22 protein-coding genes are annotated in these 22,052 nt (G+C 65.5%); 18 read left to right on the forward strand and 4 right to left on the reverse strand.

Annotated elements, in window-relative coordinates; translation table 11 throughout:
• The first annotated feature begins 167 nt into the window (after positions 1–167).
• The 3 genes from B5D38_RS00230 to B5D38_RS00240 all read left to right on the forward strand — a co-directional run bounded on the left by B5D38_RS00230 (position 168) and on the right by B5D38_RS00240 (position 2,163).
• A complete protein-coding gene (locus B5D38_RS00230; RefSeq protein WP_342587336.1) occupies positions 168–710 on the forward strand; it encodes a flavin reductase in 543 nt (180 codons plus the stop codon).
• The gene (locus tag B5D38_RS00235) at positions 710–1,765 is read left to right on the forward strand and encodes an XdhC family protein (RefSeq protein ID WP_078706382.1); all 1,056 of its coding nucleotides are present in this window, start codon (positions 710–712) and stop codon (positions 1,763–1,765) included. The genes B5D38_RS00230 and B5D38_RS00235 overlap by 1 nt, the downstream gene beginning before the upstream one ends.
• Before the next feature lie 119 nt (positions 1,766–1,884).
• Positions 1,885–2,163, forward strand: a complete 279-nt coding sequence (locus B5D38_RS00240; RefSeq protein WP_078706383.1) for an usg protein — start codon at positions 1,885–1,887, stop codon at positions 2,161–2,163.
• Between the two features lie 29 nt (positions 2,164–2,192).
• Here the strand turns inward: B5D38_RS00240 and radC are convergent, their stop codons facing one another.
• Genes radC through sfsA form a run of 3 tightly spaced genes read right to left on the reverse strand, consistent with a single transcriptional unit; the run spans position 2,193 to position 4,579 of the window.
• Positions 2,193–2,948, reverse strand: a complete 756-nt coding sequence (gene radC, locus B5D38_RS00245) for a RadC family protein (protein WP_078706384.1) — start codon at positions 2,946–2,948, stop codon at positions 2,193–2,195.
• A 6-nt stretch (positions 2,949–2,954) separates the two neighbouring features.
• Positions 2,955–3,800 carry a type I methionyl aminopeptidase gene (gene map, locus B5D38_RS00250; RefSeq protein WP_078706385.1) on the reverse strand — a complete coding sequence of 282 codons (846 nt, stop codon included), beginning with the start codon at positions 3,798–3,800 and terminating at the stop codon, positions 2,955–2,957.
• Between the two features lie 5 nt (positions 3,801–3,805).
• A complete protein-coding gene (gene sfsA, locus B5D38_RS00255) occupies positions 3,806–4,579 on the reverse strand; it encodes a DNA/RNA nuclease SfsA (RefSeq protein ID WP_078706386.1) in 774 nt (257 codons plus the stop codon).
• An 85-nt stretch (positions 4,580–4,664) separates the two neighbouring features.
• Between sfsA and B5D38_RS00260 the strand changes: the two genes are divergently transcribed.
• The 7 genes from B5D38_RS00260 to B5D38_RS00290 all read left to right on the forward strand — a co-directional run bounded on the left by B5D38_RS00260 (position 4,665) and on the right by B5D38_RS00290 (position 12,183).
• Positions 4,665–5,093 (forward strand): hypothetical protein, encoded by a 429-nt coding sequence (locus B5D38_RS00260; protein WP_078706387.1) that lies wholly within the window; start codon positions 4,665–4,667, stop codon positions 5,091–5,093.
• An 87-nt stretch (positions 5,094–5,180) separates the two neighbouring features.
• Positions 5,181–6,419: an LL-diaminopimelate aminotransferase gene (locus tag B5D38_RS00265; protein ID WP_078706685.1), complete on the forward strand. Its 1,239-nt coding sequence runs from the start codon at positions 5,181–5,183 to the stop codon at positions 6,417–6,419.
• Positions 6,420–6,479: 60 nt separating this feature from the next.
• On the forward strand, positions 6,480–7,781 hold the full coding sequence (locus B5D38_RS00270; protein WP_078706388.1) for a homoserine dehydrogenase: 1,302 nt from the start codon (positions 6,480–6,482) through the stop codon (positions 7,779–7,781).
• Between the two features lie 240 nt (positions 7,782–8,021).
• Complete coding sequence (gene glpX / locus B5D38_RS00275; RefSeq protein WP_078706389.1) at positions 8,022–9,011, forward strand: class II fructose-bisphosphatase; 990 nt, start codon at positions 8,022–8,024, stop codon at positions 9,009–9,011.
• Positions 9,012–9,039: 28 nt separating this feature from the next.
• Positions 9,040–10,833 (forward strand): single-stranded-DNA-specific exonuclease RecJ, encoded by a 1,794-nt coding sequence (recJ, locus tag B5D38_RS00280; RefSeq protein ID WP_078706390.1) that lies wholly within the window; start codon positions 9,040–9,042, stop codon positions 10,831–10,833.
• A 181-nt stretch (positions 10,834–11,014) separates the two neighbouring features.
• Entirely contained in the window at positions 11,015–11,827 is an 813-nt protein-coding gene (locus B5D38_RS00285) for a glycosyltransferase family 2 protein (RefSeq protein ID WP_078706391.1), read from the forward strand.
• Positions 11,824–12,183, forward strand: a complete 360-nt coding sequence (locus tag B5D38_RS00290) for a lipid-A-disaccharide synthase N-terminal domain-containing protein (protein WP_078706392.1) — start codon at positions 11,824–11,826, stop codon at positions 12,181–12,183. Before B5D38_RS00285 ends, B5D38_RS00290 begins: the two co-directional genes overlap by 4 nt.
• Positions 12,184–12,198: 15 nt before the next feature.
• Here B5D38_RS00290 and B5D38_RS00295 read toward each other — a convergent pair whose 3' ends face one another.
• On the reverse strand, positions 12,199–13,341 hold the full coding sequence (locus tag B5D38_RS00295) for an MFS transporter (protein ID WP_078706393.1): 1,143 nt from the start codon (positions 13,339–13,341) through the stop codon (positions 12,199–12,201).
• A gap of 352 nt (positions 13,342–13,693) precedes the next feature.
• On the opposite strand from B5D38_RS00295, the gene B5D38_RS00300 reads away from it, so the two are divergent.
• From B5D38_RS00300 to cas2, 8 genes are read left to right on the forward strand one after another with little or no spacing between them, the layout of a single operon-like run.
• Positions 13,694–16,033, forward strand: a complete 2,340-nt coding sequence (locus B5D38_RS00300) for a CRISPR-associated helicase/endonuclease Cas3 (protein ID WP_078706394.1) — start codon at positions 13,694–13,696, stop codon at positions 16,031–16,033.
• A 29-nt stretch (positions 16,034–16,062) separates the two neighbouring features.
• On the forward strand, positions 16,063–16,404 hold the full coding sequence (locus B5D38_RS00305) for a GIY-YIG nuclease family protein (protein WP_207552862.1): 342 nt from the start codon (positions 16,063–16,065) through the stop codon (positions 16,402–16,404).
• Positions 16,401–17,099 carry a type I-C CRISPR-associated protein Cas5c gene (cas5c, locus tag B5D38_RS00310; protein ID WP_078706395.1) on the forward strand — a complete coding sequence of 233 codons (699 nt, stop codon included), beginning with the start codon at positions 16,401–16,403 and terminating at the stop codon, positions 17,097–17,099. Before B5D38_RS00305 ends, cas5c begins: the two co-directional genes overlap by 4 nt.
• Positions 17,096–18,886, forward strand: coding sequence for a type I-C CRISPR-associated protein Cas8c/Csd1 (gene cas8c / locus B5D38_RS00315; protein ID WP_078706396.1), 1,791 nt, complete (start codon positions 17,096–17,098; stop codon positions 18,884–18,886). The genes cas5c and cas8c overlap by 4 nt, the downstream gene beginning before the upstream one ends.
• Positions 18,883–19,836: a type I-C CRISPR-associated protein Cas7/Csd2 gene (cas7c, locus tag B5D38_RS00320; protein WP_078706397.1), complete on the forward strand. Its 954-nt coding sequence runs from the start codon at positions 18,883–18,885 to the stop codon at positions 19,834–19,836. The genes cas8c and cas7c overlap by 4 nt, the downstream gene beginning before the upstream one ends.
• Positions 19,837–19,841: 5 nt before the next feature.
• The gene (cas4, locus tag B5D38_RS00325; protein ID WP_483416456.1) at positions 19,842–20,516 is read left to right on the forward strand and encodes a CRISPR-associated protein Cas4; all 675 of its coding nucleotides are present in this window, start codon (positions 19,842–19,844) and stop codon (positions 20,514–20,516) included.
• Positions 20,513–21,547, forward strand: coding sequence for a type I-C CRISPR-associated endonuclease Cas1c (gene cas1c, locus B5D38_RS00330; RefSeq protein ID WP_078706398.1), 1,035 nt, complete (start codon positions 20,513–20,515; stop codon positions 21,545–21,547). The genes cas4 and cas1c overlap by 4 nt, the downstream gene beginning before the upstream one ends.
• A 3-nt stretch (positions 21,548–21,550) precedes the next feature.
• Positions 21,551–21,841: a CRISPR-associated endonuclease Cas2 gene (gene cas2, locus B5D38_RS00335; RefSeq protein ID WP_078706399.1), complete on the forward strand. Its 291-nt coding sequence runs from the start codon at positions 21,551–21,553 to the stop codon at positions 21,839–21,841.
• Positions 21,842–22,052 lie beyond the last annotated feature (211 nt).

Raw genomic sequence — 22,052 nt, forward strand, 5'->3', positions numbered from 1 at the left:
GGCGCGGGAACGCCTGGGACCGGGCAGTTTCCTTAGCAACCGGTTGAAGATATGGCAATGCTGTTTACCTATTCCAGGCTTGGCGAGCGCTTTCGTCGCGGGGGCCGGGTGCGAACAGGCGAAAGATGCCCTATGTCTGAGCCATGCCGAAGCGGCGATGGATAGGAATGAACCAGCATTCGAACCCTGAAAGCGGCGAGGAGGGCATGCTGCCGGTGAACGGCGGCGTCGATGCCGCGCGCTTTCGTCAGGCGATGGCGCGCTTCGCGGCGTCGGTCAATATCGTCACCACGGACGGGCCCGCCGGCCCGCGCGGCGTGACGGCGACGTCGGTTTGCTCCGTCTCGGACGATCCGCCGATCATTCTGGTCTGCCTCAACGCGCAAGGCCCTCTTAACGAGCGCTTCGTCGAGAACGAGGTCTTCGCTCTGAATGTACTGGGCGCGGAGCAGGAGCCGGTGGCGCGGGCTTTCGCGGGCGAGGGCCGGCTGTCCACGGAAGAGCGCTTCGCCACGGCCCGCTGGACACGGCTCGGCAGCGGCGCGCCCATTCTCGAAGGTGCGCTCGCGAGCTTCGATTGCCGCCTGCGCGAGCGCACCAAGGTCGCGACCCACAACGTGCTTTTCGGCGAGGTGATCGGTGTGCGAACCGGCGGTGACGATGCCTCGCTTCTTTATCTCGGTCGTCGTTACAGATCCCTCGGAAGCTGATGAGCGAGCCCCAGACCCTTTCCCCTCGGCTCGACGCCCTACGCACGGCGGCGGAATGGGCTGAGCAGCGGCGCTCCCTGGCCTTGGCCACGGTGATCGAGACATGGGGCTCGGCGCCGCGTCCCGCCGGCAGCCATCTCGTCATCGATGCCGAGGGCTCCTTCGAGGGCTCGGTATCCGGCGGGTGTGTTGAGGGCGCGGTGGTGACGGAGGCGCTGGACGTCATCGCGTCCGGTGAGCCGCGGCTCCTGGAGTTCGGCGTCGCCGATGAAACCGCCTGGCGCGTCGGCCTGTCGTGCGGCGGGCGCATTCGGGTCCATGTCGGCGCCGTGGGCGAGGGGGACGACGCCCTGCTGGCGGCTCTCAATCATGAGCGCGCTGCGCGCCGCGCCGCCGCTCTGGTGACAGACCTTGCCACGGGCGCGCGCCGGCTGGTCAAAGAAGCGGAGGTCGCGGGCGACGGTCTTGCTGGGCCGATCGCCGAGAGCCTGCGCACCGGGAAGTCGAAACTCGTCGAAAGCGGCTCGGAAAGCCTCTTCGTCAATCCCTATCTGCCGTCGCCTCGGCTCGTTCTGATCGGCGCCGTCCATATCAGCCAGGCTCTTGCGCCGATGGCCGCCATCGCCGGACTGGATGTCGAGATCATCGATCCGCGCACCGCCTTTGCCAGCCCCGAGCGTTTTCCCGGCGTCGTGGTTCATGCCGATTGGCCGGATGCGGTGTTGGAGCAGCGCCCGCTCGATAGCTACACGGCGCTCGCCGCCCTGACTCATGATCCGAAGATCGATGACGCCCCCTTGATGGCCGCGCTTTCCGTCGGCTGCTTCTATGTGGGCGCGCTCGGAAGCCGAAAGACCCATGGCCGCCGCATCGAGCGTCTGGGAGTGGCCGGTATTGCCGAGAATTTGCTCGCGCGCATCGATGCTCCCATCGGCCTCGATATCGGCGCGGCGAACCCGCCCGAGATCGCGGTCGCGGTTTTGGCCGGCGTCATCTCTGCCCTGCGCGGGCGGGCGCTGCGGGACAGCGCGGCTTCGACCGCGCGATCGGCCTGACGCTTCTTTTTTCAGCACCGGTAATCTGAAGGCAGTGGCGCAAGCTTGCGTCAAGCATTGGCGCGCACGATGATGGCGCGTTCAGTCTTCTACCGGAAAACTGAAAGAAGGAGTATCGAATGCCAATCGTCATCGACTCTGATTTCAAGCAAATGCTGGCGGGATTCGGCCTGACGACGGCCGAAGTTCTCTACCGGATGCCGGATCATCCATCGCTGCTCCAGACGTTTCACTGGCAGTTCGAGGACCTATCGCCGGATTATCCTCGCCTCAAACGCTTTCTTGATCATTGGGAGCGCGAGATAGAGGCGATGATCCATTCCGTCCGCATCATGCATCATCGCCTGATCGCGCCTCGAGAGGTGCGTCTCGTGCGCGACGGTGGGCTGCTGCAGTAGCGTCCGAGCGACACTGCTTCTGCCGCCGTTCAGATCAGCTTCAACCCCTTGAAGCTAACCTGGCCATGGCTGCCGACGATGACGTGATCATGGACCTTGATGCCGAGCGGCGCCGCCGTGTCGATGATCGTCTTGGTCATGTCGATATCGGCGCGCGACGGCGTTGGGTCGCCCGACGGGTGGTTGTGGACCAGGATCAACGCGGTTGCCGAAAGCTCCAGGGCACGTTTGACCACTTCGCGGGGATAGACCGGCGTGTGGTCGATGGTGCCCACCTGCTGGACCTCGTCGGCGATGAGGGCGTTCTTCTTGTCGAGGAAGAGAATGCGGAATTGCTCGCGGTCCTCGAAGGCCATGGCGGCCCGGCAATATTCCAGGACAGAGGACCAGGAGGAGAGGACCTCTCGCGCCTTGAGTTCCGAGCGCAGCGAGCGCTGGTTGAGCGCGGCGACAATCTTGAGGTCCAGCGCCGTCGCCTCGCCGACGCCCTCCACCTCCGTCATGAGATGCACGGGCGCGCCGAGGACCTCGGGAAGCGTCTTGAAGCGCTGGAGCAGCGCCTTGGCGATGGGCTTGACGTCGCGCCGCGGGATGGAGCGAAACAGAACGAGTTCCAGAAGCTCGTAATCGGCTAGAGCCTCGCTGCCGCCTTCGGCGAAGCGTTCGCGCAGACGGTCGCGGTGCCCGTCATAGTGCTTCGGAGGGCGCGCTTCCCGCTGGCGGGAGGGTCGCTCCTGCTTTGGATCGCTGCCGCCTGGGCCGCTTGAATCGCCAAACCCGGCCATGGCGCCTCACTCGGCCGCGCCGCTCCCGGCCGGAAAACCCGGCATGTCGAGCCCCTTCGGCGACAGGGTGAAGACCTCGCAGCCCGTCTCGGTGACGCCCACCGTGTGCTCATACTGCGCCGAAAGGCTGCGGTCGCGCGTCACCGCCGTCCAGCCGTCGTTGAGGATCTTCACGTGCGGGCGCCCGATATTGATCATCGGCTCGATGGTGAAGATCATTCCGGGGCGCATCTCGATGCCCTCGCCGCGGCGGCCATAGTGAAGGACGTTGGGCGCGTCGTGGAACAGGCGGCCGACGCCGTGGCCGCAGAAGTCGCGAACGACGGAGCAGCGCTCGCCCTCGGCGTATTCCTGAATGGCGGCGCCGATATCGCCCATATGGCCGCCCGGTCTGACCGCCTCGATGCCCAGGAGGAGCGACTGATAGGTCACTTCGCACAGCCGCTCGGCCGCCCGCTTGAGCTTGCCGACGGGGTACATGCGCGAGGAGTCGCCATAGTAGCCGTCGACGATCAGCGTGACGTCGATGTTGACGATGTCGCCCTCGCGCAGCGGCTTGTCGTTGGGCATGCCGTGGCAAACGACGTGATTGATCGAGGTGCAGCTGGAGTAGCGATAGCCGCGATAGTGAAGGGTCGCCGGAATGGCATCGGCATCCATCGCGAAGCGGAAGACATAATCGTCCAGCTCGGCGGTCGTCACCCCCGGTTTGACCAGGTCCACCAGCCCGTCGAGACAGCGCGCCGTCAGCTGGCAAGCTTTCCTCATCCCCTCGAAGGCCTCCGCATTGTAGAGGCGGATCGCGCCGGTGTTTCGAATCGGGAGAGTGTCTGCGTCGAGATAGGTGGTCATCGGCTCTACGGCTCGGAAAGGATCGGGATCGGCCCAGATGGCACGATCGCATCCGCCGAGATGTCGCATCGAATGGCGAAGGCTTCAACCCCCCGTCGCCGCGCGTCGGCGAATGCTGCGGCATAAAGCGGGTCGAGATCCGCTGCAAGGGCGAAGCGGTCGCAGTCGCCGCGCTGGACGAGGTAGAGCATGACGGCGCGATGGCCGGCCTCGACGCATTCCGCCAAGTCGCCGAGATGGCGAGCCCCGCGTGCCGTGACGCAATCGGGAAACTCGGCGAGACCGGCATACCGGCTGAGCGTCACGCTCTTGACCTCGACGAATGTGCGCCGCCCGCCGCCCTCATAGAGAAGGTCGACGCGCGAGCGCCGCCCATAGGCGACCTCGCGGCGCGCCGATCCCAACTGCGCGAGTTCGGCGATCATTCCCGCTGCGACGGCAGCTTCCGCGATGCTATTGGCAAGGCCCGTGTTTAAGCCGACGAGGGTTCCGTCCGCTTCGACCAGCTCCAGCGTATGTGCGAGTTTCCTCCGGGGACTGGAGGAATGGGAGAGGAAGACCGCCGACCCCGGCGCGTCGAGGCCGAGCATTGATCCCGGGTTGGGGCAGTGGGCGGTGATTGTTTCGCCGGAGGCATCCAGCACCACATCGGCAAGGAAACGCTTGTAGCGGCGAATCAACCGGGCGGGCAGGAGGGGCGGGGCGAAATGCGCCGCCGGAGAAGGCGAAGCGGCCGGATCTGCCTGCTCCTCGTCTGGTCCCACTCTCTGGCCCGTCATCCCATGTCCCCGATTGTCGTTTGAAATCACCGGCCGTTGGGCTATGACGATCACCACCTTCGGAGCAATAGGGGCCGGTTCGACAATGATCCTTTCGCGCGTGGCAAGGCTCGCGGCGATTTGCGCCTTGATCACCGCCGGCGCGTGCCAGTCGGTTTTCTCCGGCGGCGAAGATCCGGCGGTCGCCCTGCGCCCGACGCCGGTCCAGGTGGATTCCGCCCAGCGCCTCGGCAACGACGGTTATCCGCTTCTCGGCGCCATGCCGCGGGCCGCGACTGCCCAGATGAGCGACGCCGACGTTCAGCAGCAGCGCACCTCGCTGGAAGCCGCCGCAAACGTCAACGCCGCCACCAGCGCTGCCACCGCCAATGCCTATTCCCAGGCGATCGATACTCTGCACCAAACGGCCGACAAGCAGAGGAAGGACGTCGCTGATCTCTACGGCGACACGTCGCCGAGCAATAAGCGTATCGTCAAGCCAGAGGAAGTATTGCGCCAGATCGAGGGACAATAGTATCGGCGTTGCGCGGATCGCAGCGGCAATCGTGCCGTATCGCGAAATCCGAATTTTCTGTGCCCTGATGGGCAAAGGTCGATGAAGATGGAAGAGTTTCATAAAGTCCGGCGTCTGCCGCCTTATGTCTTTGAGCAGGTCAACCGCCTCAAGGCATCGGCTCGCGCCGCCGGCGCTGACATCATCGATCTCGGCATGGGCAACCCCGATCTGCCGACACCCAGCTTTGTCGTCGACAAGCTTTGCGAGGTCATTCGCGACCCGCGCACTCATCGCTATTCCGCGTCCAAGGGGATCAGCGGACTGCGGCGCGCGCAGGCGCACTATTACGAGCGGCGCTTCGGCGTGAAGCTCGATCCTGACACCCAGGTGGTGGCGACCCTCGGCTCCAAGGAGGGGTTCGCCAACATGGCGCAGGCCATCACCGCGCCGGGCGATGTCGTGCTATGCCCGAACCCCACCTATCCGATCCATGCCTTCGGCTTCATCATGTCGGGCGGTGTGATTCGCTCGATTCCCGTGGCGCCGGACGATACGTTCATGGCGGCGATCGACAGGGCGATCCATCATTCGATCCCGAAGCCCATCGCCATCATTCTCAATTATCCGTCCAATCCGACGGCGTTTCAGGCCGATCTCGACTTCTACAAGGAGGTCGTCGCCTTCGCGAAGAAGCATGAGATCATCGTCCTGTCCGATCTCGCCTATTCGGAAATCTACTTCGACGGGCCGCCGCCGCCCTCCGTGCTTCAGGTGCCAGGCGCCATCGACGTCGCGGTCGAGTTCACCTCGATGTCGAAGACGTTCTCGATGCCGGGATGGCGCATCGGCTTCGCCGTCGGTAACGCGCGGCTGATCGCGGCGCTGGCGCGGGTGAAATCCTATCTCGATTACGGTGCCTTCACGCCCATTCAGGTTGCCGCGACGGCTGCGCTGAATGCCGACGACAGCTCCATCGAGGAAGTGCGCTCGGTCTACAAGCGCCGCCGCAACGTCATGGTTGAATCCTTCGCCCGTGCCGGCTGGTCGATTCCCGCGCCCTCGGCGACCATGTTCGCCTGGGCGCCGCTGCCGGAGCGCTTCAAGGCCATGGGCTCCCTGGAGTTTTCCAAGCTTCTCATCGAGAAGGCCGATGTGGCCGTGGCGCCTGGCATCGGCTTTGGCGAGCATGGCGATGATCATGTGCGCATCGCCCTGGTGGAGAACGAGCATCGCATTCGTCAGGCCGCACGGAACATTCGTCGCTTCCTTGCCACCGACGAGGGGCCGGGGCACAACAGCGGTCGGTTTCCTTCCGCCACTGAAGAGGCCGAGAAAGAAGGCTGAATCATCGGACGCGCGTGCCTATTGGCGCGCCGCCCGACGCACCAACGATAAGGATCTGCCATGAATGGGCCGATGAAGCTGGGACTCGCCGGACTGGGAACGGTCGGCGCATCGCTGGCGCGACTGATCCACGAGAAGCATAACGCGTTGGCGGCGCGGTCTGGCCGTGCCATCAACCTTGTCGCTCTTTCGGCCCGTGACCGGACGCGCGATCGTGGCTTCGATGCATCGGGCTGCGAGTGGTTCACCGATCCGGTGAAGCTAGCCACCGAGGGCAACATCGACGTCTTTGTTGAACTCATCGGTGGCGCGGAGGGCGCCGCGCTCGAGTCGGTAAAGGCGGCGCTCAATCGCGGGCTGCCGGTGGTCACAGCCAACAAGGCGCTGCTCGCCTATCACGGCGTGGCGCTAGCCAAGCTTGCCCAGCGCAAGAACACCACCATCCTCTTTGAGGCGGCGGTGGCCGGCGGCATCCCGATCATCAAGACCATGCGCGAGGCGCTCGCCGGCAATACCGTCGACCGCGTCTATGGCATTCTCAACGGCACCTGCAATTACATCCTGACCCGCATGGAGCGGGAGGGCATGAGCTTCTCGGACTGCCTCTCTGACGCCCAGCGCCTCGGCTATGCGGAGGCCGATCCGACCTTCGACATCGGCGGGTTCGACGCGGCTCACAAGCTGGCGATCCTGACCTCGCTCGCCTTCGGGTGCGAAATCGACCTCGAGTCTGTGTTCGTCGAGGGCATTGAGAAGGTGGAGAGCGCCGATATCGAGGCGGCGGCTGAGCTCGGCTATCGCATCAAGCTCCTGGCCGTGGCGCAGCGCACCGACACGGGCATAGAACAGCGCGTCCATCCCGCGATGCTGCCCGAACACGCGGCGCTCGCCAAAGTCGACGGCGTGACCAACGCGGTGGCGATCGACACCGACCTTTTGGGCTCGATCCTCTTGGCCGGGCCAGGGGCGGGCGGAAACGCCACCGCATCGGCCGTGCTGTCTGATATCGTCGACTTGGCGACCGGGGCGCATCTTCCCGCGCTCGGCGTCCAGCCCTCCAACCTGTCTCCTTACAAGCGCGCCCGCATGCGTGCCCATGAGGGCGGCTATTACATCCGCCTCTCCGTCATCGACCGCGTCGGCGCCTTCGCCTCGATCGCCCGGCGGATGGCCGAGAATTCGATTTCCCTTCAGTCCATCGTCCAGCGTCGGCGGGCGGGAGAGGCGGGCCAGACGGCGCCCGTCATCCTGATCACCCACGAGACGACGGAGGCGGCGGTGCGCAAGGCCATCGAGGCGGTTTCCAAGGATGGCCACCTCGACGGCGAACCGCGCATGATCCGGATCGAATCTCTACTCTGACCAATCTCGGCATGACCTTGATCGATCTCAGAGCCTTTAATCGAGATCATGCTGTAAGACAGGAAGCGGGTGGCGACGCGACTCGACAATAGGCGGGTCTCTGCTGCTCTTTGCCCGGTGTCGCGGCGGCCGTTGGGAGGCGGCTCTTGCATTAGCCGGGGGGAGGGCACCCTGAAACCGACATTGCGTTTTCACGGATGCCGGTCATATCACCTGAGTGATTCCGAAGGAGGCCGAATCATGACTGGGAAGGCCAAAGAACCATCCGAGCTCGACCGGGTCCTGACCATCGAGATTGCTCGGGTCACGGAGCAGGCGGCGGTGGCCGCGGCTCTCTTTCGCGGGCGTGGAGACGAAAAGGCGGCCGACCAGTCCGCTGTTGACGCCATGCGCTCGGAACTCAACCGGCTGTCTCTCAACGGCACGGTGGTGATCGGCGAGGGCGAGCGCGACGAGGCGCCGATGCTTTACATCGGCGAGAAGGTCGGAAACGGCGAGGGCGCACAGGTGGATATCGCGCTCGACCCCCTGGAGGGCTCGACGCTGTGCGCCAAGAACCTGCCGAATGCGCTAACCTCCGTCGCGGTGGCGGTGGGCGGCAGCCTTCTGACGGCCCCTGACGTCTACATGGAGAAAATCGCCATCGGTCCCGGCTATCCCGAGGGCATCGTCTCCCTCGAGCGCTCCGCCGAGGAAAATCTTCATGCGCTGGCGGCCGCCAAGGGCGTGCCCGTGACCGAGATCACGGTCTGCCTGCTCGATAGGCCGCGCCACGCCCAGCTGATCGAGGAGATCCGCTCGGCAGGTGCCGCGATTCGCCTCATCGGCGACGGCGATGTGGCCGGCGTCATCCACACGACAGAGCCCGAGGACACCGGGATCGACATCTATATGGGCATCGGCGGCGCGCCGGAGGGGGTTCTGGCGGCGGCGGCGCTGCGCTGCATCGGCGGCCAGATGCAGGGGCGCCTTCACCTGACCACCAACGAAAAGCGTGCCCGCGCGGAGAAGATGGGGATCACCGACCCCTACAAGATCTACAGCCGCGACGAGATGGCCTCCGGCGATGTGGTCTTTGCGGCGACCGGCGTGACAGACGGCAACTTCCTCAACGGTGTGCGTTTCCATCGCGACTATATAGAAACCGACACGATCGTCATGCGCTCCCGAACCCAGACGGTTCGGCGCATTCGCGCCAAGCACTACGATCGCTCGAAATTTGACTTTTGACGGTCCGCTCGGCGGATCAGCGTTTGTGATGGCATCTGCAACACGACTTTTCCTCGGCGTCGACCGCTCCATCGGCGGTCGCCGCTGGGTTCATGCGCTCGACCCGGCGGCCGAGGCCACATCGCTCAAGATGGCGCAAAAATTCGGTCTGCCGGAAATTGTCGGCCGCATTCTTGCCGCGCGCGGCATCGCCGCGGAGGCAGCCGCCGAGTTTCTCGCGCCGTCGCTGCGCGCCCTCATGCCCGACCCGTCTTGCCTCACCGACATGGACAAGGCGGCCAAGCGTCTCGCCGCGGCCATCGAGCGGCGCGAGCGTATCGCCATCTTCGGGGATTACGACGTCGACGGGGCGTCATCGGCCGCGCTCCTGGTGCGCTATCTCGCCCGCTTCTCCATGACGCCGCTTCTGCGCATTCCCGACCGCATCACCGAGGGGTACGGCCCCAATCCCGCCGCGATGCGAGAGCTCGCGGCCGATGGCGCCTCGCTCATCGTGACGGTCGACTGCGGCACGACGAGCCATGAGGCTATCGCCACGGCCAAGGGCGCTGGGTGCGACGTGGTCGTTCTCGACCATCACCAGACGGGACCGGCGCTCCCGGCAGCCGACGCCATCGTTAATCCCAACCGGCAGGACGACCTGTCTGGTCTCGGCTATCTCTCGGCTGCGGGCGTCGTCTTCCTGACGCTGGTGGCGGTTTCCCGCGAGCTTCGCGCTCGAGGGGCGCGGCTCTCGGATCTGCCGGACCTTCTGGCCATGCTCGATCTCGTCGCCCTCGCCACCGTGTGCGACGTGGTTCCCCTCAAAGGGTTGAACCGGGCTTTCGTGGTCAAGGGTCTGCAAGTTCTACGCCGGCAGGAGAACGCGGGACTGCGCGCTTTGGGCCGGCTCGCCCGTATTTCCGGGCCGGTAGACTGCTACCACCTCGGCTTTCTTCTGGGACCACGGATCAACGCCGGCGGGCGGATTGGCGATGCGTCGCTCGGTAGCCGCCTCCTCACCCTCGACGACGAGGCGGAGGCGACGGAGGTCGCCGAGCGCCTCCATGCGCTCAACGAGGAGCGTCAGGCGATGGAGCGCGCCATGCTCGCCGAGGCAGAAGCCGAGGTCGCAAGCGAGATCGGACAGAGTGAGGGCCCGCCCGTGCTCATCGCGGCGAGTTCGTCCTGGCACCCTGGCATCGTGGGCCTCATCGCCGCCCGCTTGAAGGAGCGCTACGGCCGCCCCGTCTTCGCCATCGCCTTTGGCGCCGACGGGCGGGGCACGGGTTCCGGGCGCTCCATCGATGGCTTCGACCTGGGCGCCCTGGTGCGCGCGGCCGTGGCCGACGGGCTTCTGGTCAAGGGCGGAGGCCATGGCATGGCCGCCGGCATCACCATAGAGCGCGAGCGCCTGGGCGATTTCCGCGCCTTTGCTGAAAGCCGGGCCGCCAGTGACGTCGCCTCCCTGGTGGCGAGCGACGCCCTGAAGCTCGACGGCGCGGTCAGCGCGATGGGCCTCACCCTCGACCTGTGGAACAAGATCGAGGCGGCGGGGCCCTTCGGCGCGGGCCATAGCCAGCCCGTCCTGGTGCTCCCGCGTCACCGCGTCGCCAACTCCGCAGTGGTGGGGCAGGGGCACGTTCGCGCGACCCTGAAGGGTGCCGATGGCGCTTCGGTCTCGGCGATCGCCTTTCGCGCCGAAACAAGCGATGTCGGTCGCCGCCTTCTTGATGTGAGGGGCGGCCCGCTCCACGTCGCGGGCGCGCTCACGCTCGACCGCTATCGCGGCCGTGAGGAGGTCCGCTTCAGAATCGTCGACGTCGCCGACGCCTTCGATTGAGGTCGTGGCCGAGCGGGTGAATGCCGGCGCAAGCGGTGTTCTTCGGCAACAGGGCGGCAAGGATCGACCGACGGCATCGGGCGCGCCAGTTCGGGACGATTGCATATCGGGGTCGCCTCGTTCAGGACCTAACGGCAGCAAGGAAGTGTGCGGCCTCCCCTCGGCCGCAGACAGGACGATCATGGAAGCGGCAAGCGGTCACAGCGCGGAACGAGGAGCGGATGGCGGGGCTGCGCCCAAGGGGGCGGAGAGCCGTCGCTTTCGATGTGTGTCGGTGATCATCCCGGCGCGCAACGAGGCCGAGAACCTCGCTATCCTGGTTCCAGAGATCGGGCGCGCACTTTCCAGCCGCGACCACGAAATTTTGGTCATCGACGACGGCTCGACCGACGAGACGGCTGAAACCGTGTGGCGGCTGCTGGGGGAGGGTTGGCCGGTGCGCCACATCCGGCATGATCGTTCCTGCGGCCAGAGCAGGGCCGTCCAGACCGGCGTTTTCCTTGCTGCCGGCGACGTCGTCGCGACCATCGATGGCGACGGGCAGAACGACCCGGTGTTTTTGCCCGTCATGATCGAGGCGCTGGAGCGGGCGGGTGCCGGCGCGGGGCTTGCGGCCGGGCAGCGCGTCGGCCGGACCGATACGCCGATGAAGCGCCTTTCCTCGCGCTTTGCCAATCGCTTGCGCGACGCCGTTCTCCACGATGGAACGCGCGACACGGGATGCGGAATGAAGGCCATGCCGACGGAGCTGTTTCGCCGGCTGCCGTTTTTCGACGGTTGGCACCGTTACCTGCCGGCGCTGGTGATCCGCGAGGGTCTGACGGTCGTCCATATCGACGTCAAGGATCGCTCCCGCAGATTCGGCGCCTCCAACTATGGTATCCTCGATAGAGGCATGCGCGGACTCATCGACCTTTTGGGCGTGTGGTGGCTGATGCGCCGGGGCCGCCGCCGCGCCGCCATTACCGAAACCCGCTGGAACAACGACCTTTGAGCCAAATATCCGCCTATCTGCACCATGTGTTCATCCAGCAGTTCGACGTCTGGATCGTGGTCGGATTCATCGCACAGGGCGTCTTCACCGCGCGCTTCATCGTCCAGTGGATCGCGTCGGAGCGGGCGCGCCGCTCCGTCATTCCCGTGGCCTTCTGGACGCTGTCGCTCGTCGGCGGCATCCTCCTGTTCATCTATGCGCTGCAGAGGCGGGACCCGGTCTTCATCATCGGGCAGGGCGCGGGCATCTTCATCTATGCGCGCAACCTGTCGCTCATCGCGGGCGAACGAAAGCGCTCCATGGCCGGCACGGACGCCATGAAGGTTCCGCAAGGCTCAACGTCCAAGCGGGATTGAGGAAGGGCGCCCGCCTCACGCCGCCGCCCGGCGAAGCTCAATGCGGCCGGCGATCAGGAAGAAAAGAGCGAACACGCCGAGGATGGGCAGGCTGAGAAGCGCGGGCCAAAGCCCGAGCCAATCCGCGAGCGCGCCGACACCTGAGGGAAAGACCAGGATGGAGAAGCCACTGGCGAGCGAGGCGCGGGCGCTCGCCACATCCCCCAAGGGGCCGGACAGAGCAATCGCCTGCGCCAGCGTTAGGGGGTAGAGGAGGGCCGTGCCGAGGCCGAGGGCGAACAGCGCGGCCACGGCGAGCGGCGGCCACGGCGCCGACCAATAGATGAAGAACGCGGGCAGCGCGAGCATCAGCGAGCCGTAAAGCGCCATCATCGGGCTCATGCGCTTCATCAGCGGCGTCGCGCTCATGCGCCCGACGAGCATTCCGGCGGAGAAGGCACCGGCCGCGATGGCGGCTGAGGCGCGTGGCAAGCCGCTCCCCGTCTCCAGAAATTCCGGCGCCCAAACCAGCGTGGCCTGTTCGATGCCGATGAAGCCGGTCAGCGCCAACCAATAGAGCCAATACGTCAGAGGCAGGCGGCCGGAGGCACCGGGCGTCTGGGACAAAGGCAACGGAAGCTTTACCGGGCGCATCGCGAGAATCAGCAGGATGGCAAGCACCACGCCCACGCCAAGGCCGGTTCGCCAACTGAAATGAAGGGCCACAGCCAGGCCGGTGGAAAGCGCCGCGACGAGCGAGGCCATGTAGGAGATGCCGTTGGCCTCGCCAAGGGCGGATGGCGCCGCGCCGCGATGCCACTGAACCAGCATTGCCGGAACAATGGCCAAGATCAGCCCACCGAGAAAGCCCATGAGCAGGCAACCGCCGATGCTGATCACCGGAGACGGCGCGAGAATCACGCACAGCGCGCCGACGATCAGGCCGGAGAGGCCGATGATCATCGCCCTCTTGCGCCCGAGGATCGTGATCGGCCGCTCGCTAACAAGGCCGGAAAGGATCAAGCCCAACGCAATGGCCGCCGGATGCAGCGTCACCAGGCGGTAGCTCAGGCCGAACTCGTCGCGCAGAAAGGGAAGGATATTGCCCTGAATGTTCAGGAAGAAAGTGAACAGGGCCAGCGAGAGATAGCCGGACCAGGTGACGCTGTCGCGCTGCATGCTTGTGCTCGAAAGAAAGAAAGGCGGTGTCAAGTGCGGCCTATGCCCGAAGCTGTGCACATACAAGGCCGCGCGCGAGGGCCGACGGGCGGTGCAGGCCCGTCGCCGATAGTTAATCGGCGCTTCTGCGACTTATCGCTGCGGCAACGTCTGCCTTGCTTGCGGCAGGTCTTTGGTGAGGAATATCTTCGGGTTGGGCAACCTCCATGAAGGTCGCCCCAGAATCGGCCGACTTTCGCCCGTTTCCGCCGGATGGGGGCTGCCCCGTTCATGCGCAGAATGGAGTTGTCCGCTATGCCGTCTTCCCGGCAATCTGTCGTCAAAGTTGCAAGAGTGTGGGTGAGTCGTTCTTATGTTCTATGCTCACTCGAACAAGTCGGACGATCGGTCGGATTGGGAGCCGCTCGCCGACCACTTGAACCGCGTTGCCGACCTCGCTCGCCGATTCGGCGCTCCGCTGAAGATCGCGGCGGCGGCGCGCCTTGCCGGTCTTCTGCACGACATCGGCAAATACCACCCCGCGTTCCAGGCGCGACTGAACGGGGCGCGCGATCGCGTGGACCATTCGACCGCCGGTGCGGCGGCGATCATGCGGGTCGCGAGGACGTCGGACGAAAGGGCGATCGCCTGGCTGATCGCGCAAGGAATTGCCGGCCACCACGCCGGGTTGCCGGACCGCAATGGCGCCGACCTCGCCAATCTCTGCGCGCGCCTCGACGGTTTCGACTTCGGGCGGCTGGGCGGTGACTGGAGCGATTTTGTTCCGGACACGCTGCAAGAGATCGGGTTCGGCCTCGATTGGCGCTCGCCGAAGCATGAGGCTGCCAATCGGCTCGCCATGCTTGGGCGGATGATCTTCTCCTGTCTCGTCGACGCCGACTTCCTCGAAACCGAACGCTACTATGTCGAGCGCGGCGAGCGGGCGAAGGACCGGGACTGGCCGAGCCTCGCGGAGTGTCTGCCGTCCTTCCAGGCGGGATTCCAGGCGAAGATCGACGGCTTCGGCGAACCGAAGAGCGAGATGGCAAGGCACCGCGCCGCGATCCTCTCGACGGTGCGCGAGCGGGCGGTATCGCTCGAACCCGGCCTCTTCACCCTCGACGTTCCGACCGGCGGCGGCAAGACGCTTGCCTCGCTGGGGTTCGCGCTGGACCATGCCGCGACATGGGGCCACCGCCGGATCATCTACGGAATTCCCTTCACCTCCATCGTGGACCAGACCGCGGAGGTTTTCCGCGAGGTCCTGGGCGCGGAAGCTATCCTCGAACATCACTCTGCGGTCGAGGACGAGCAGCCCGAACGCGACGTCAAGAAGGCCGACACCGACGAGTTCGGCCGGGACAAGATGCGGCTTGCCATGGAGAACTGGGCGGCGCCCGTGGTGATCACCACCCATGTGCAGCTCTTCGAGAGCCTGTTCGCGGCGCGCACCTCGCGGGCGCGAAAACTCCACAACATCGCCGGCAGCGTCATCGTCCTCGACGAGGCGCAGGTGCTGCCCAAGCCTCTCCTGGCGCCGACCGTCCGCGCGATCGATGCGCTTGCGCGCGACTGGGGCTGCTCGATCGTCCTTTGCACGGCGACACAGCCCGCCTTCGACGCGCGCCGCTTCGACACCCACAAACTCGGGCGCCGCCATCCGCTGGCCCTCGACCTCGAAGGCCGGGAACTCGCGCCCGATCCGGACACGCTGCATCGCACCTTCGTCCGCAACCGTCTGATTCAGGCCGGCGAGATGGACGACGACGCCCTGGTCTCGGCGTTGAAAGACGAGCCGCAGGCGCTCGTCATCGTCAACAGTCGCGCCCACGCGCTGGCGCTTTTCCGTCTGGCGCAGGCGGAAAAGCTCGACGGCCTCGTCCACCTGACGACCCGCCAGTGCGCCGCGCACCGGAAGGCGATCCTGAAAGATGTCCGGGCGCGGCTGAAACCAGCGGACGAGGGGGGCGGACAGCCCTGCCGCCTCATCGCAACCTCGCTGATAGAGGCAGGCGTCGATGTGGATTTCCCCAAAGCCTGGCGCGCCGAGGCGGGACTCGACCAAATCGTCCAGGCCGCCGGCCGCGTGAATCGCGAGATGCGGCGGCCGCCCGAGACGAGCACCGTCACCGTCTTTAGGCCAAAGGAAAGCAAGCCGCCGCGCGAGATCAAGGCTCTCGCAGAGGCCATGGCGCGCACAGTGCAGCAGCATGACGACCTCTTTTCGCGGGAGGCGATTCAGACCTATTTCGACGAGGTCTATTGGCAGACAGGCGTCGAAGGGCTGGACGCGGCGCCGCTCCGCGATCTTCGAGACGGCGAGACACGCGGTATCCTCACGCAGATGTCCTATACGAAGGTGCAAGGGGTCGACATCGCCTATCGCACCATCGCGGAGCGGTACCGGATGATCGAGACCGGCATGCTCCCCGTCATTGTTGTCCTGGATGACGTTGCGAAAGGGGCAGTGGATAAACTCAGCCTCGCAAATATTCCGTCTGGCGCTCTGGCCCGCGCTCTGCAACCCTACATCGTGCAAGTGCCGCCGAGAGCTCGCGCGTTGCTGGTCGCCAATCAGCACGTCGCGTTCGCGGCGCAAGACATCAGAGGGGACCAGTTCGCCGTGCTGAAGACGCCGTCCCTCTATGACGAAAAAGTGGGGCTCGTTTGGGAGAACGCAGATTACGCGGCGATCGAGGGACTGGTGATCTGATCGAGCCGTTGTGTGCGTGGGAGGGGACGATGAAGGTCGTCTATAAGGTCACATGGCCGAATGGCAAAATATACGTCGGCAGCGACAGAACGGATTCGATTGCTTATTTTGACTCGCCAAGTCAGACGGCGAGGCAGGCGATCGAGGCGGATTTTCCCACCCGTGCATCCCGGCAGAGGATGATTGTCTGCCGAGAGATCTTGTGGGAATCGGAAGACGCAGCCGACATCAAGGTTCTTCGCAAGGAGCGCCAACTGATCCTCGCCCTGCGTTCCAGTGATCCCGCCATTGGCTACAATCTCACGCTGAAGCCTGCGCTGCTCAAAACAATAGTTGGTGTGGGGGGCGGGGATCAGGGAGCGTCGCAATGACCTATGGCGTCCGTCTTTACGTATCCGGCCCCTTCGCCTGCTTCACTCGCCCGGAAACCAAGGTCGAGCGGTTTTCCTACGATGTGATGACGCCGTCGGCGGCGCGCGGCATCCTTGAAGCCATCCATTGGAAGCCGGCGATCCGCTGGGTGATCGACGAGATCGCCGTCTTGAAGCCCATCCGGTTCCGCTCGATCCGCCGCAACGAGGTCGGGCATAAGGCTTCAGCCGCCAACGCCAAACGGGCGATGAAACGCGGTGATATCGACGGCCTCGGTATCCGTGTCGATGACGACCGGCAGCAGCGCGCCTCCACCGTTCTCGTCGACGTCGCCTATGTGATCTCCGCCCATTTCGAAATGACGGAGAGGGCAGGGCCCGCGGATAACGAGGCCAAGCACCTCGACATGTTCAACCGGCGCGCGTCGGGCGGACAATGCTTTCACCAGCCCTGCCTCGGCACGCGCGAGTTCGACGCCCGCTTCGAGCTTATTCCCCCTGATGCCCCGATGCCGCAGCCGGCGGACGAGCATCGGGATGCCGGGCTTGGCTTCGGCGTGCCGCGCGATCTCGGCTTGATGCTGTGGGACATCGACCATGCGGTGGACGGTCGGCCGTCGATGTTCTTTCGGGCAAAGCTGGAGGAGGGGGTGATGAAGGTGCCGGCGCCCGGCTCGAAGGAGGTGCTGCGATGACCATGCTCGCCGCGCTGGAGCGCGCCTACCGCTGGATGCCGGACGCGCCGAAGCCGGGCTTCGCGCTGGCAAGGATCGGGGTCGTCGTCGGACTGAACGAGGACGGCTCGATCGCCAGCGTTTCTCCGCTGAAGGAGAAGGTCGGGAAGAAAGAAGTTCCGCGGATGCTCGCTGTACCAGCGCCAGTGAAGCGCTCGGTCAACATTGCCCCGAACACTTTCTGGGACAAGACGGCCTACTCGCTTGGCGTCTCCACGAAGAACGACTCGAAGGATGCGGCGCGGCACGAAGCCTTCACGCAGTTTCATCGGGACCTGATCGGCGCCACTGACGATCCGGGTCTCGTCGCGTTTCTGCGTTTTCTCGATGCCTGGTCGCCAGACCGGTTCGACGCGCATTTCGCCGAAGACATGAAGGATGAGAACGTCGTCTTCGCCCTTGAGGGGGAGCGGCGGCGCGAGGTCTATCTTTACGATCGCCCTGCCGCCCGCGCGCTCCTGGAAGGCGGGGAGAAAGGAGAGGGTTCTCTGTGTCTCGTGACCGGGGCGCGAGGACCGGTTGCCCGGCTGCACCCTTCCATCAAGGGCATCTGGGGCGGCCAGCCTTCGGGTGCCGATATCGTTTCTTTCAACCTCGAAGCCTTCGAAAGTTACGGACACGAAAAAGGCGACAATGCGCCGGTCAGCCAAGCCGCTGCCGAAGCCTATGTCGGCGCGCTGAACCGCTTCCTCGCCAACGGCTCCGGCCACCGGATGCAGATCGGCGACGCCTCCGTCGCCTTCTGGGCCGAGGCGCCGACCGACTTCGGCGATGAGGAGAAGCGCCGCGGGGCCGAGCGACTGGCGGAAGCGGTCTTTGCGGCCGCGCTCTCCGAGGACGAAAAGCGCGATCAGGCCGAGGAGGACGAGGCGGAAGCCAAGCCCATTCGTGAGGCGCTGCAACGCATCCGCGACGCCCGCCCTGTCTCGGACGACCGTTCGCTCGTGCCCGAGATTTCCGACGACACCCGCTTCTACGTCCTCGGCCTCGCGCCCAACGCCGCCCGCATCTCGGTCCGCTTCTGGCTCGACACGACATTCGGAGCGATCGCGGAAAACTACGCGCGCTTCAGCCGCGACATGCGGATCGAGCCGGCAGACCGGCAAGGCACGCCGGCGCTCTGGCACTACCTGAACGAGACGGCGGTGCTGGGCAAGCGCGAGAACGTGCCGCCCAATCTTGCCGGGGAATGGATGCGCGCGATCCTGGCCGGCACCGCTTATCCGCTGACGCTTCTGTCGACCGTCCTGATGCGCATCCGCGCCGATGGGATCGTCAACGCACGGCGGGCAGCGATTTTGAAGGCCGTTCTCGTTCGCAATTTCCGCATGGAGAAGGAGGCACCTGTGGGGCTCGACCCGGAGAATACCAGAAAGGGCTATCTGCTCGGCCGGCTCTTCGCCACCTATGAGCAGGCGCAGAGTGCGGCGCTCGGGCGCAACGTCAATGCAACGATCAAGGACAAGTTCTACGGTTCCGCCTCAGCGCAGCCGCGCAAGGTCTTTTCCATCCTGGAGACCGGCTCGGCCAACCACCTATCGAAGCTCGGCAAGCAGAGGCCCGGGCAACGGGTCAATCTCGAGCGGACCATTGCCGAGATCATGGACAAGATGAGCCCGGACGAAGACCCGTTTCCTGCGAGCCTGCCGGCCGCCGAGCAGGCGCTGTTCGGTCTCGGCTACTACCACCAGCGCAGCGCCTTTTTTGCGCGCAAGGATGCACCGTCAGAGGAGCCCGCAGTCAAATGACTGACCTTTCCCGCCGCCACGACTTCGTCCTCCTCTTCGACGTGAAGAACGGCAATCCGAACGGCGATCCAGACGCCGGCAACATGCCCCGTCTCGATCCGGAAACAGGTCATGGTCTTGTTTCCGACGTCAGCCTGAAGCGCAAGATTCGCAACTATGTTGAAATCGCTCATGGGGGAACCAGCGGTCGCGCGATCTATGTTCAGGAGGGCGCGATCCTCAACGAGCAGCACCGCAAGGCCTACAAGGCTGTGCGAGTGGGCGAGAAGGTCGAGGGAACAAAGCTCAATCCGAAGAGCGACGATGAGGCCGAAGAACTCCGCCTTTGGATGTGCGCCAACTTCTTCGATGTCAGGACCTTCGGCGCGGTGATGTCGACGGGAATCAATTGCGGTCAGGTGCGCGGGCCGGTGCAGATGACATTTGCCCAGTCCGCCGAGCCGATCGTGCCGCAGGAAATTTCCATCACCCGGATGGCCGCGACCACTGCCAAGGAAAAAGAGCAGCGCCGCGAGGGTGAGGCGGAAGTCGAAGGCGACGTGCGCACCGACAACCGCACCATGGGGCGCAAGCACATCGTGCCCTACGCACTCTACCGTGGGCACGGTTTCGTCTCGGCCAAGCTCTGCGAGAGGACGCATTTCTCGGATGAGGATTTCGAGCTGCTCATGGAGGCGCTCGTCTCGATGTTCGAGCATGATCGCTCGGCCGCGCGCGGCGAGATGGCGGTGCGCAAGCTGATTGTCTTCCGGCACGACAGTGCCCTCGGCAACGCGCCGGCGCACCAGCTCTTCGACAGGGTCACCGTCTCGCGCAATATCGAGGGCGAGCCCCGCGCCATCGACTCGCGGCTCGACAATTATCCCCCCGCTCGTGCCTTCTCCGACTACGTCGTCACCATCGACCGCGAAAACCTGCCCGCGGGGGTGGAGATCATCGAACGGCTGTAGCGGTTGTGGCGGACCAGCGGGAAGCGTTGCCGGTCGCAGCCGAGGAGCAGCCCATTCCGCTCTCCGCCCTGCAGCACGCGGTCTATTGCCTGCGGCAGGCGGCGCTGATCCATCTGGAGCGGATGTGGGCCGACAACCGCTTTACGGCGGAGGGCGACGTTCTGCATCTGGCCGCCGACCGGCCCGGCCAGCGGCGGGTGCGCGGCGTGCGCCGCGTCTCGGCCCTGCCGATCGCCAGTCGGCGGCTCGCCATCGCCGGCGTCGCCGACATGGTGGAATTCCACTTCGGCCCGGATGGGCGAGAGACGCCGCTGCCGGTCGAATACAAGCGCGGCAAGCCGAAGGCGCACCGCGCCGACGAGGTGCAGCTCTGCGCGCAAGCGCTCTGCCTGGAGGAGATGTGCGGCGTCGCGGTTCCCGAGGGGGCGCTGTTCTATGGCGAGACCAAGCGCCGTGTCGCCGTCGCCTTCGATCCCGAGCTGCGGGCGCTGACCGAGCGGACGATCGGCGAATTCGCCGCCGTTTTCGCGAACCGGGCGACACCCCCGCCGACGCCGCAAAAGAGCCGCTGCCGCGCCTGCTCGCTCGCCGAACTCTGTCGGCCTCAGGCGATCGCCCGGTCTGCCTCTGCCTGGCGCAGCCGGACCTTGGCCGATCTGTTGGGGGAGGGCGCCCCATGAAGAAGCTTCTCAACACGCTCTATGTCACGACCGAAGGCGCGGCGCTGAAGAAGGACGGCGAGAACGCCGTCGTGACGATCGAGGGCGAGGAGCGCGCCCGGGTGCCGTTCCACATGCTTACCTCGATCGTCCTGCTCGGGCCGGTCCTCGTCTCGCCGGCCATGATCAGTGCGGCGGCCGAACAGGGCATGACCATCGTGCTGCTCGATCGGCTCGGCCGGTTCCAGGCGCGGATCGAGGGGCCGGTGACGGGAAACGTCCTGTTGCGGCGGGCGCAATATGCCGCGTCCGAGGCGCCGGTCGAGATCGTCCGCTCGATCGTCCTCGGCAAGATCTCCAACCAGCGCCAGGTGTTGATGCGCGGCTTGCGCGATCATGGAGCCGAAGCGGGAGAGGCGGCGCGGTCGGCGCTGGAAACCGCCGCCGCCCGGCTCGGCCAGATCCTGCGCCGGGTGGAACGGGCCGGTGGCGACATCGACGCCCTGCGCGGGGCGGAGGGGGAGGCGGCCGCGCTCTATTTTGCCGTCTTCGACCATTTGATCCGCGTTGACGAGCCGCAGATGCGGTTTTCCGGCCGCTCGCGCCGGCCGCCGCTCGATCCGGTCAACGCGCTCCTGTCGTTTCTCTATACTCTCCTCACCCATGACTGCCGCTCGGCCGCCGAGGCGGTGGGGCTCGATCCCGCCGTCGGCTTCCTCCACCGCGACCGTCCGGGCCGGCCGAGCCTTGCGCTCGACCTCATGGAGGAGCTGCGCCCGGTGCTGGCCGACCGGCTGGTCCTGTCGCTCATCAACCGCCGCCAACTCGGACCCAAGGATTTCGAGACCCGCGACGGCGGCGCGGTGTTTCTCACCGACGACGGCCGCCGCACGCTGCTCACCGCTTGGCAGGAGCGAAAGCGCGAGGAGCGGCTGCACCCGTTTCTCGGGGAGAAGGCGCCGCTCGGCCTCGTGCCCTATCTCCAGGCGCAGATGCTGTCGCGGCATCTGCGCGGCGATCTTGACGCCTATCCGCCCTGGTTCTGGAAGTAGACGATGCTGGTTCTCGTCACCTATGACGTCAGGACAAGCGATCCTGGCGGCGCGCGGCGCCTTCGGCAGATCGCCAAGGCCTGCCGCGATTTCGGCCAGCGGGTGCAGTATTCGGTGTTCGAGATCGAGGTCGATCCGGCCCAATGGACCAAGCTGAAGGCCCGCCTGGAGGCGATCATCGATCCCGCGGCGGACAGCTTGCGATATTATCATCTTGGTGCCAACTGGGAGCGGAAGGTCGAGCATGTCGGAGCCAAGCCTGCCGCCGATCTCGGCGGGCCGCTGATCGTCTGACATCCACCACAAGGCGACAGGCCGTCAGGCCACGACCGCGCGAACGTCAAGCGTGCCTCCAATGCCGGGGAGGTTCGCGCTGGGACGAGTTCTTTGAAATCGTTCGTTTAATTCGTTGGTCTGCCGATCAACGGGCGGCTATGCGGCAGGAATGCCCAAAGGTTCGCGCACAGAGGAGACTTTTCCCATTGCCAACAAGCGGCTAGCTTCG

Source organism: Consotaella salsifontis, assembly GCF_900167365.1.
Classification (GTDB): domain Bacteria; phylum Pseudomonadota; class Alphaproteobacteria; order Rhizobiales; family Rhizobiaceae; genus Consotaella; species Consotaella salsifontis.